Consider the following 10,746-nt stretch of genomic DNA (forward strand, 5'->3'; position numbering starts at 1 on the left):
CAAGCACTTTTTCACCTATTTATGCATTTTTCTTCACGAGGCTAAGGATTGAGGACGACTGGTGGCAGGGTCTTGGGGCGGCGGGGCCTACCAAGGACCGGGACCAAGGTCGGCGGGGCGGTAGAACACCGTCCACCCCCCAGCCGCAGACCCGACGTCAATGGTCGTCCGGTATCCAGTCAAACTGAATTTGCGCCAGAGAACACTGCCGTCCTCGTAGAGGAAGTTCCCCCCGACGGAGATGCCGCCGGTATTGCGATGGTTTGCAAAGGGGAAGCTCGTGCTGGTCACGCCTGTGGAGCCAAACCACGTGAGGTTGGGGGCTCTGCCGGTCCCTTGGATCTTGTCAATCATGACCGGCGCCTTGCGATAAGGGCCGCCGAGCTTCTTCCGGTACACCCATTCACCCAGCCCGTCGGAGTTATAGTCGGGCCAGGCCACCGGATGGTTGTCTCGCCCGGGCAGATACTGGTAGCCGATCAAGTTGACCCGGTCCGCCTCCGATTCCACGGCGCGGTGCCACTCGTCAGTGGGGCAGTAGATCACGTCTTGCTTGGCTCGTCGCACAGTGGTTGTGCCGCGGCGGTTTTGGTAAAGGTAAGCGGGGTAGAAGTTGGTATTAAGCGCCATCGCCATCCAGGCAAATCCGCTGGCACCGTCAGTAGTGGGGTTGGCCGGGAAGTGCTCGCGGTTGTCCCCGGCATACATGGTGACGGCCACGCCCCATTGCTTCAGGTTGCTGGTGCACTGTATCTTTACTGCCTTGTCCTTCGCCTTCGCCAGTGCCGGCAACAGCAGCGCGGCTAGAATGGCAATGATCGCAATCACTACCAGCAGTTCAATGAGGGTAAAACCCGTCCCCGGTCGCCTGCCGTGGACGACACGTCTGCCCGAATCGGCAGCCGACAGGGTAATCACCATGGGGCAGCTCTCCACGTATTCGATTGGATTTGTTCGCGCAGTTCGCCTTGGAATCCGGGATGTTCAGCGACCCAGTCTGGTTCTTGGTAAAGCCCGAGGTTGGGACGCAAATGCCAGGAGTAGTAGTAATTGCCCGCGTAAAGGACCACGAATAGCGCCGTGGCCGCGCTGACGCGCAAGGCAACTCGGGCCAAGCGCGCGCTGACACCCGGAAACGCCGGCAGCAAGGCCCAGATGGAGCCAATCAACATGCCCAAACAGTGTGCCATGGTCAGAAGCTCTCCGGTGCTCTCCCGGTAGTGAACCGAGAGCTGCACCACCAGCTCAAAGAGCAGAAGCTGGACGACTGCGAGAAGGATGACGCGTTTGACTACGTTTCGCATGCGTTCCCTCCCGTCGCCCGAGTCTCAGGATTCATCGTTTGCATACGACAAGCCAGCCACTACGCCGGCTCTAAAGTCATTGGCCTTTGTTGGCAGTCGCGAAGAGGCGCCGGGGCGCACTCGGCCTCCGCATCGTCCGCCGCCACCATAGGCCGAAGCCCTGCGCAGTCAAGCGGGAAGGTGACTGACGCAACCACCGCCGCACTTGTCATTGGGAGCGGCCCTGTTAAAACTCAGGCATGAAGATCAGCAAGCATTTGATCGTGTTGGCGGCCGTGTCGCAATTGGCCCTCGCAGGGTGCACGAAGGCAGCCGATGGCGTTGTCTATCAAGGCAAAGCGGGAGCAGGGCAGGGGCGGCATATTGTCTTTCTGGCGGGCGACGAGGAGTATCGCACGGAGGAAGGGCTGCCGATGTTGGCGAAGATCCTGGCGGTGCGGCACGGATTCAAGTGCACCGTCCTGTTCTCCATTAACCCTGCGGACGGCACGATTGACCCGCTCACGTTGACCAACATCCCGGGCATGGCGGCACTCGGCTCCGCCGACCTGTGCGTCATGGGCCTGCGCTTCCGCGAACTCCCTGATGCGCAGATGAAGCACTTCGTGGATTACCTCAATGCCGGCAAGCCAATCATCGCCTTGCGCACCAGCACCCATGCATTCAAATACGACCACAACAAGACCAGTCCATACGCCAAGTTCGACTGGCACAGCACGGCTTGGACAGGCGGCTTTGGCCAGCAGGTGCTCGGCGAAACCTGGGTGAACCACCACGGCAACCACGGCAAGGAGAGCACGCGCGGGGTAATCAACGAGGCGCTCAAGGATCATCCAATCCTGCGAGGGGTGACCGACATCTGGGGGCCAACCGATGTCTATACTGTCACCCACTTGCCCCCGGGCGCCAATGTGCTCGTCTGGGGCCAGGTCTTGTCAGGCATGAAACCTGCGGACCCGCCGGTCGAAGGTCCCAAAAACAACCCGATGATGCCACTCGCCTGGGTGCGCGATTATGTCGGGGAGCAGGGCAAAACCTCGAAAGTGTTCACCACCACAATGGGTGCGGCGGTAGACCTCGAAAGTGAAGGACTGCGCCGGCTCCTGGTTAATGCTGCCTACTGGGCGGTAGGGCTGGAAGAGCAAATCCCCGCCAGCGCCAACGTCGCTTATGTCGGCGAATACAAACCCGGCTGGTTTGGATTTGGCAAGTTCAGGCCCGGGTTGAAGCCCGCAGACCTCGCACTGCCGCGTTAGATCAGAGGGTTGCGGACAGTTTAGGCGACCTCCTGCCTCTCAAGGGAGTCACACCGTATACACACCGTATCCTCTCCGTATCCACACCGTGGATACAGCCTTGACACCTTCCCGGGGGCCCTCTTACATAAGTCTCTGGAAAGGATGAAGATAACGCAATTCGCCAACGAATCAGCCAAACTCGCGTGGTAAGAAGCCGCGAACCGGGAGCCTGCCGGTCAAACCGGGGATCGGTGGAGGGTTGGCGTGCTTCCCGGCCTACTCCGGTTTCGGGTCGCGCGCCATCAAGTCCCGCACCGCCCGGGTGACGTTCTTTCCCTCGTAGAGCATCGCGTAAACCTCGTCAATGACCGGGGTGATAACCCCATGCTTGCGGGAAAGTTGAAAAGCCGAGCGGGCCGTCGGGTAGCCCTCGGCCACGGTCAGCAGGCTGGCTGCGATCCTCGCCGGCTTTTCCCCCCGGCCAACCCGCTCCCCAAAGCCGCGATTGCGGCTGTGCTTCGAGAAGCAGGTCACCATCAAGTCGCCCAGCCCGCTCAGGCCGGTAAATGTCCCGCCGACCGCGCCGCAGGCCTCGCCGAGGCGGCGGATTTCCACAATCGCTCGCGTCACGAGCGCAGCCTTTGAATTGTCGCCAAAGCCCAGCCCATCACCCACGCCGGCGGCAATGGCAATGACATTCTTCAACGAACCGCCCAGCTCAACGCCGAGCAGGTCCGTGCTCGTGTAGACCCGAAACGCGGGCCGACTAAACAACTGCTGCACCTGCGCGGCCGTAGTTGCATCCCGGCTCGCCGCCACAATGGCCGTGGGGATATCGCGCGCGACCTCGACCGCAAAAGTCGGTCCGGACAATGCCGCACATTTGGCGCCAGGGGCGTTTTCCGACAGCACCCCGCACATCGTCAAGCCGGTGTCGTATTCAATGCCCTTGGTAACGCTGACGATCAACTTCGTGTACGCAGCCAAATGGCGTGTCACCTCACGGAAAGGTTGGGACGGGACAGCCACCACGATGCACTCCGCCGTCTCGATGGCCCGCGGCAGGTCGCTCTCCAAAACCACCTCGCGCGGCACCTCGACACCGGGCAGAAACCGCTCGTTGCGCCCGGTTCGGCGGATCTCCTCCAGCCACTCAGTGCTGTGCCCCCAAAGTGTGACGCCATTGCCGCCCTGATGCAGCAGACGCGCCAAAGCTGTGCCCCACGCCCCGGCACCCAACACGGTGACTCTCATGCGGTGGCTTTGGGTGAGTCTGGCGGAGCGGCCCTTTTGCCGCCAATACGGTTCTCGGTGCCGTTCAACAGTCGCTGGATATTGGCCTTGTGCTTGTAGATCGCCAGGGCGGCCAACGCGGATAGCACGAGGACGATCGTGCGGCTTTCCCCCAGTAGCCATGCGCAGAAGGGCAGGGCAGCGGCAGCGCAAATCGAGGCGAGCGAAACGTAGCGGCTAAAGGCAAAGACCACGATCCAGATGGCGAGAATGATCAGCAACGCCACCGGCACCAGCCCGGCCAGGACGCCGGCAGAGGTGGCAATGCCCTTGCCGCCTTTGAAATGGAGCCAGCAGGTGAAGTTGTGGCCGATTATTGCCGCGGCACCCGCGGCGAGGGAAAACCATTCCTCGGCTGCCGGGCCGGCTTGCGGATACAGCCAATCCGATACCAATTTCGCTACCACAAACACCGCCAGCCAGCCCTTGGCCGCATCGGCCAGCAGAACGAAGATACCCGCCTGGGTGCCGAGGATGCGGAACACGTTAGTCGCTCCAATATTGCCGCTGCCCACCGTGCGGATATCCACACCGCGCGCTTTCGCCACCAGGAAGCCCGTCGGAATCGAGCCCAGCAGGTAGGCGATCAAGACCGTCAGCATATAACCAGCAATCGGCATCCCGACACTCTATTCGTCCCGCCTCCAAACTTCCAAGCGCAAACCTCGTGTCCCCCTGTCAGCCCGCGAAGCAATGGCCGCGACGGTCGAGTGTCAGTTGTTCATTGTCACCGGGCAGGGGTCAATGGCACAATGGCCGCGATGAGCATGGAAGTCGGCCAGCAAGAATCAGGCAAAGTCAAAGTCTCCGTCCTCGGAGCTGGTTCCCTGGGTAAAGAGCATGTGCGCATTTACGCCGAACTGGCGGCTGGGGGCCAAATCCAGTTTGTCGGAGTTTATGACACCATGGCCGAAACGGCGCAACGATTTGCCCAGAAATACCGGGTGCGCGCGTTTGCGTCGCTGGACGAAGCCGCCGCCGCCTGCGATGCCGTGAGCATTGTCACACCCACGACCACCCATTTCGAGCTGGCGAAAGCCATGCTCCACCAGGGCCGGCACGTGCTGGTGGAAAAGCCGATGACCAGCAACGCGGCGCAGGCCACCGAACTGGTCCAATTGGCGCGCCAGAAGAACTGCGTCCTGCAGGTGGGCCATGTCGAGCGCTTCAATCCCGTCTTCAATTATCTCCAGACGGTGGCCACCGACCCGCGCTTCATCGAAGCGCACCGGCTCTCGCCCTATCCGGCCCGGAGCACCGATATCGGCGTCGTGCTCGACTTGATGATCCACGACCTGGACGTGGTGCTGGCGTTCGTCAAGTCTCCGGTCCAGAGCGTGGACGCGGTGGGCATCCCGGTGTTGAGCAAGTCTGAGGACATCGCCAACGCGCGCCTGCGCTTTGCCAATGGCTGTGTTGCCAACCTGACCGCGAGCCGCGTCAGCCCCGAAAGGATGCGCAAGATTCGTGTGTTCAGCGGGGGCGCCATAACCAGTTACATCTCTCTCGATTACCGCGCGCAGGAAGGATTCATCTACCGCATCGCGCGGCAGGACGAGGAGAAAAGCTCGTTATTCAAAAAACTGGTCCACGCCAAGGACTCAACGATCGTTAGCGAGTTCGGCGGTCGCAAGATCGTGCGTGAGCCGGTGCCGATTGCGAAAGAGGAGCCGCTCAGGCTGGAGCTCCAGGACTTCATCCGATGTGTGCAGGCGCATCGCACGCCGATGGTCAGCGGGGAATCAGCGAAACGGGCGCTGGACCTGGCATTTGAAATCACCCGCCAAATCCAGACGGCGGGCTTCAGTGCGGAGCCGCCAGTGGGTTAGCGCATATGGTTCAAAGTCATGCAGCCGCCGACCTGAGTCGGCGCCATATCAGGCGCGCATGCGACGCCCCGACTGGCGCCGCCGGCCGCGGCAATCCATGAGACCCAACACCTTCATGTTAATTGCGGGCGAAGCCAGCGGGGATATGCTGGCTGCCGAACTGGTGCGCGCCATTCGCCAGGAATCCGCCGAAGCCGGGGCGGTTCCCACGACCGATTACCAGCCGCTGCACACGAGCCTGGCCCCGCGATTCTTCGGCGCGGGCGGGCCACAGATGGCCGCGGCGGGAGTGGAGCTGGCGCTTGACATGACCGAGCATTCGATCATTGGGCTCACGGAGGCGCTGAAACACTACTTCAAGTTCCGCCGGCTATTCCGCCACCTCTTCCAGCTCGCAGTCGAACGCCAGCCCGACGCGATCATCTGCGTGGATTTCTCCGGCTTCAATCGCCGCTTTGCTCGTGCCATCAGAAACTACCACCGCACACGCCGGGACTGGTTTCACGTGTGGCATCCCAGGCTGATCCAGTACGTCTCACCGCAGGTCTGGGCCTCGCGCGAAGGCCGCGCTCAACAGATCGCGCGCGACTATGATCTGGTGCTGAGCATCTTCCCGTTCGAGCAGCAGTGGTATGCGAAGCGCGTGCCGCAACTCCGCGTCGAATTTGTCGGCCATCCCATTGTGGACCGCTACGGCCAAGGGCAGGTGGCAAGAAGCGAGATAAGAACCGGCAAGGGGACGTTAACGGTGCTGCTTCTGCCGGGCAGCCGTCCGGGTGAACTTCAACGCCATTTGCCTGTGATGATTGATGCGCTGGCCCTGATCCAGGCCAAGCTTGTGGGCCTGCGCGCGCGCATGGTCCTGCCCAACGAGGCGCTGATGCAGAAGGCGAGGGCTCTGCGCCTGTCGCCAGACCTGTCCCTCCAAGTGGGCGGCTTGCCCGAGGCGCTGGCGGCTGCCGACGTGGCCATTGCCTCCACGGGCACCGTCACGACCGAGTGCGCCTTCTTTGGCGTGCCGACCGTGGCCCTCTACAAGACATCCTGGAGCACCTGGCAAATCGCCAAGCGCATCGTGAAGGTGAAATACGCGGCCATGCCGAACCTGCTTGCCAACGAGGCAGTCTTTCCCGAGTTCATTCAAAACGCTGCCACCCCGGACAATATCGCCTTGGCCGCGGCCGACCTGCTGCGCGACGCCCCGCGCCGCGCCCGGGTGAAAGCCCGCCTCGCTGAGATCGTCACGTCCCTCGGCCCCCCCGGCGCCCCGCGCCGCGCCGCCCGCGCCATTCTCAAGACCTTTTGATTGCGGAACCCGGGGCAACCCTCCTGCGCCACTCCGTTAGCGGATCTCGAAGTCCGACTCGTTCACCCACCCGGGAGTCTTTGCTTCGCCGGCCCGGAAGCGGTGATAGAAATCGCGGTTGATCGGGTCGGAGTAAGGAAGCCGCTCGAATTGTTCGCCCGTCCCGAACATGCGGGGATCATTCTGGGCTTTGAGTTCTTTGAAGAGCTGTCGCTGGAGCCTGGCTTCGAGGGTGCTGGTTAGGGAGCGGCCGGCGAGGTTGACGAGGCAGTCGGGGTCCTGCTTGAGGTCGTAGAGCTCGGTCGCGGGGCGCTTGCCGAAACACAGCGCCCAGCGGGCGTCGCTGGCATCGCGGCGGTGCGCTCTGAGGATCTGGGTCTTGGTCGGGCTGGCATCACAGGTGAGATAGCCGGTTTCGGGATTGCCTGCCGGCCAGCGGGACGGCTCGAAGTTGCGCAGATAGAGCATATCGTTCTTCACGATGCCCCGGATGGGGTAGCCCCAATCGTTAGGCCGTCCGACATCATGGCGCTCTTTGCCAAGCAGCACGTGGTCACGAGAGGCCGTGACGCGGCCGGACTTGTCGGAGAAGAGAATGCTGGCCAGGCTTTGGCCCGCGCCTGGCGCCATCCCGGTCTGCGACCAGCGCAGGCCGGCCAATTCCACCAGGGTGGGGGCAAAGTCAACGAAGCTGATATAATCCTCCACCACCCGGCCGGGGCTTCGGATTCCCTGCGGCCACATGACGGCCAGCGGCAGGTGGTTCGAGTCCTGGTATGAGTGACTCTTGGCGCGCGGAAAGGGCATGCCGTTGTCGGACGTGACCAGCACGAGGGTGCGGGACAGCGCCCCCGAGTCCTCCAGCAGGGCCAGCATGCGCGAGAGGTGTTGGTCGAAGTGCTCCACTTCAAACGCGTAGTCCAGCAGGTCGTTGCGGACGGCTTCATTGTCCGGCCAGTAACCCGGGATGCGGTCCAGGTCCGGCAGCGTCTTGCCTCCTTTGGCCACCCCGCTGCCGAATTCATAACGGCGGTGCGGTTCGTAGCAGCCGAACCAAAAGCACCAGGGGGTGTCTTTGGGGGCGGCTTTGAGGAAGTCAGCGAAGTTGGCGGCATAGTCATTGACGGCAATGCCTTTGGCTGGCGGCGCGGTCTTGCGGTCGTTGAACTCCCTCCCCGTCATGCGGCGTGGCTGGCCGGCGGCATTGGTCGCCACGCCCGGCCCCCACCCCTTGGCGGTCATGCCGACGAAGTAGCCGTGCTCCCCGAGGGCCTCGGGGAAGGTCTTGAACTCGGGCGGGAAGAAGGGGTAATGGTTGCACGCCGCCTTGAGTTGCCAGGGGTTGCGGCCGGTCAGAATGCAGGAGCGCGACGGCGCGCACTTGGCGTTGGGCGTGTAGGCGCGGGTGAACAGCACGCCCTGGCGGGCGACGCGGTCGAAGGCGGGCGTCTTCACCCAGTCGCAGCCGTAGGCGCCGGCGTGGCCGCAGGACCAATCGTCCGCGATTGCGAAGAGGATGTTAGGCTTGGGCGCCGCCGCGGCGGCCCAATGGGTGGCCGCAATGGCCCCCGCCAACAGCACCGCCCGCGGGAGGGCAAAGCAATCTGAGCGGAGGCGGCGGTAGCTGCTGGCAAAGATCATGTCCTTGCCCTTTTCAGGGGAAGCGCGCGCTCAGGCGGATGAACAAAGGCGCGGTAGCGGAGACTTCGGCGCTGACTCGGAAGGTCACCTCCTCGAAGCCGGGAAGCAGGTCCGAGGGCGAGGCCGAAACCACAGTGCCGGTGAGGGAGGTCCAATGGATCAGGTCGGAGGAGGATTGATGACCGTAGATCAACTCGTGGGGGCCGGTGAGGCGGCGATGGAATCGAAATTGCAGGCGGTTGGATTCGATCTCCGCCGGAATGAGCCGGATCTCCGGGTCAGCAATCTGCGGCTGGCCGCCAAACGCATACTCGCCCAAACGGCTGGCGCCGTCCCCATCATCATCGCCGTTCCAGTTGATCGGCGCATTGCCGAAGTGGCGGCGGTGCCAGGCGGCGGCGGACTGGTTCGCGGCGGCGAACAAGGAGGCGATCTCCGCTGCGCTCAGCGCCCGATCGTAGATGCGGACCTCGTCAATCACACCCTCGAAAAAGCGGTTCTGAATGTCGGAACCGATCAGCACGTCGTCGAGCGCGGCGGTGTCAATGGCGACGAAAGCGCCCCCGACGACAGTATCCGGCTGGCCGTCCACGTAGAACTTCACGTCGGTCGAGACCGGCGCGGGCAGGTAGTCGAGGGTGCAGGCGACGTGGTGCCACTGGCCGTCGTTGACCGGCGTGCCGGCGATGGTGTTGCCATAGCCCAACTCCAGGCGGAGCGTGCCTTTGGGCGCGGTGGTGTTCTGCACGAGCAGCGACCACTTGTCGCCCGAGGGCTGATCGCCCCACGACACAATGCCGATGGATTTGCCGGCCTCGGCGGTCTTGACCCAGGCGGTGACCGTGCGCGGGTTGGCGCCCGTGATGCCCTTGAAGCCGTTGATCACGGCCTTGTTGGCGACGCCGTCGAACTGCAGCGCCCGGTTGAACCTGCCCGCCACCCATTGCGCGGGGTCGTTGCTGAAGCCCAGCAGCGAGGCCGTGGCGCCGCCCCCGGCCTCCCCGGTCGTCAACCCCGAGGTCTGGTTAAAGGGGAACCAGTAACTGCCGTCCGCGAAAGCCACGTTCACCCGCACCGTCGCGGCGCTGGTGGATTGGCCGTCGCTGATGGTGTAGGTGAAACGGTCCTCGCCCAGGAAGCCACTGTTGGGCGTGTAGAGGATTTGTCCCGCGTTGGTCACCGCGGCCCCGGCCTGCGGCTGCCCCACGCTCGCGATGAACAGCGCCACCGGTGTGCCGTCGTCCGAATCGTTTGCGAGCGCATCGACGGCCACCGGCGCTCCCTGGCCGGTCAGCGCGGCGTCATCCAGAGCGATCGGCGGCGTGGGAGCGCCGAACCCATCCCGGCGGAAGGCGCTTTCGGGCACCGTCTGCTTCTCGATGCCGGGACCGCTCCAGGAGAAGCTCAGGGCCGGGGCGCCGCCGCTTCGGCGCGCGTAGTAGAGCCGGAACGGATGCAGGCCGGTCCTCAGCTTGATCACGCCGCTGAGCTCCGTGCCGCCCGCGTAGCCGAAGTCCGCGTCAACGACCGTTGCGTCATGGATGCGCAAAAGGGCGCCCGTATCCGCGGCAACGTAGAACGTGTAATCGCCGTCCGCCGGCGCGACCAGGTAACCCGTGAACAGCAGGCCGAAGCCGTCATCTCGCGGCCGCACCGCCAGGGTCGGCGCGTTGGTGGCGCCGCTGGAGGAACTGCCCAGCACGGTCAGTTCCGGCACCCACGGGAACGCTTCCGCGTAAGCCTTCCACTCGACACCGTGGGTGATCGGGGATGCCGGGACCGCGGGGATCAACGCGTTGTCATAAGGCCGCGGCGCGCTTGCGTCCGGGCGGCGCAACCGGAGCACGCGGTCCTGCATCCGCTGCTGCAAGGCCGCAAACGCCGGGTTGGCCGCGAGATTCGTCGTTTGCTTGGGGTCGCCCGCCACGTCGTAGATTTCAAAGTCGTCGGCGGGGGACGCTATATCGTAACGCACGCCCTGGTAGCCGTCGAGGCGGATGACCTGCATCTGGTTGTGGACCCGCCCGCGATGCGCGGACTCGAACTCGGGATAGGTCTGCGTGCTGTAGATGTCCTCGTATTTAGTTCAGCTCAGGGAGTTTTGGTGGGTTCCAGATTGTCGTATTGGGAGTCAT

9 protein-coding genes are annotated in these 10,746 nt (G+C 63.5%); 3 read left to right on the forward strand and 6 right to left on the reverse strand.

Annotated elements, in window-relative coordinates:
- Positions 1–87: 87 nt before the first annotated feature.
- Both P5205_22045 and P5205_22050 read right to left on the reverse strand, forming a co-directional pair.
- A complete protein-coding gene (locus P5205_22045; protein ID HSA13042.1) occupies positions 88–921 on the reverse strand; it encodes a prepilin-type N-terminal cleavage/methylation domain-containing protein in 834 nt (277 codons plus the stop codon).
- The gene (locus P5205_22050; protein HSA13043.1) at positions 915–1,304 is read right to left on the reverse strand and encodes a hypothetical protein; all 390 of its coding nucleotides are present in this window, start codon (positions 1,302–1,304) and stop codon (positions 915–917) included. The genes P5205_22045 and P5205_22050 overlap by 7 nt, the downstream gene beginning before the upstream one ends.
- A gap of 239 nt (positions 1,305–1,543) precedes the next feature.
- Here P5205_22050 and P5205_22055 point away from each other — a divergent pair, with 239 nt between their 5' ends.
- Entirely contained in the window at positions 1,544–2,560 is a 1,017-nt protein-coding gene (locus P5205_22055) for a ThuA domain-containing protein (GenBank protein HSA13044.1), read from the forward strand.
- A gap of 258 nt (positions 2,561–2,818) precedes the next feature.
- Here P5205_22055 and P5205_22060 read toward each other — a convergent pair whose 3' ends face one another.
- On the reverse strand, positions 2,819–3,796 hold the full coding sequence (locus P5205_22060; GenBank protein HSA13045.1) for an NAD(P)H-dependent glycerol-3-phosphate dehydrogenase: 978 nt from the start codon (positions 3,794–3,796) through the stop codon (positions 2,819–2,821).
- Positions 3,793–4,437 carry a glycerol-3-phosphate 1-O-acyltransferase PlsY gene (plsY, locus tag P5205_22065; protein HSA13046.1) on the reverse strand — a complete coding sequence of 215 codons (645 nt, stop codon included), beginning with the start codon at positions 4,435–4,437 and terminating at the stop codon, positions 3,793–3,795. The genes P5205_22060 and plsY overlap by 4 nt, the downstream gene beginning before the upstream one ends.
- Before the next feature lie 159 nt (positions 4,438–4,596).
- Here plsY and P5205_22070 point away from each other — a divergent pair, with 159 nt between their 5' ends.
- Positions 4,597–5,664, forward strand: a complete 1,068-nt coding sequence (locus P5205_22070; protein ID HSA13047.1) for a Gfo/Idh/MocA family oxidoreductase — start codon at positions 4,597–4,599, stop codon at positions 5,662–5,664.
- A 97-nt stretch (positions 5,665–5,761) separates the two neighbouring features.
- Positions 5,762–6,970, forward strand: a complete 1,209-nt coding sequence (lpxB, locus tag P5205_22075; protein ID HSA13048.1) for a lipid-A-disaccharide synthase — start codon at positions 5,762–5,764, stop codon at positions 6,968–6,970.
- Between the two features lie 36 nt (positions 6,971–7,006).
- On the opposite strand, the gene P5205_22080 is transcribed toward lpxB, so the two are convergent.
- Together P5205_22080 and P5205_22085 are read right to left on the reverse strand one after the other, a co-directional pair.
- Positions 7,007–8,611 (reverse strand): sulfatase, encoded by a 1,605-nt coding sequence (locus P5205_22080; protein HSA13049.1) that lies wholly within the window; start codon positions 8,609–8,611, stop codon positions 7,007–7,009.
- Positions 8,612–8,624: 13 nt separating this feature from the next.
- Positions 8,625–10,619, reverse strand: a complete 1,995-nt coding sequence (locus P5205_22085) for an Ig-like domain-containing protein (GenBank protein HSA13050.1) — start codon at positions 10,617–10,619, stop codon at positions 8,625–8,627.
- Positions 10,620–10,746: the final 127 nt, after the last annotated feature.

It is taken from the genome of Candidatus Paceibacterota bacterium (genome assembly GCA_035452965.1).
In the GTDB taxonomy this organism is placed as follows: domain Bacteria; phylum Verrucomicrobiota; class Verrucomicrobiia; order Limisphaerales; family UBA8199; genus UBA8199.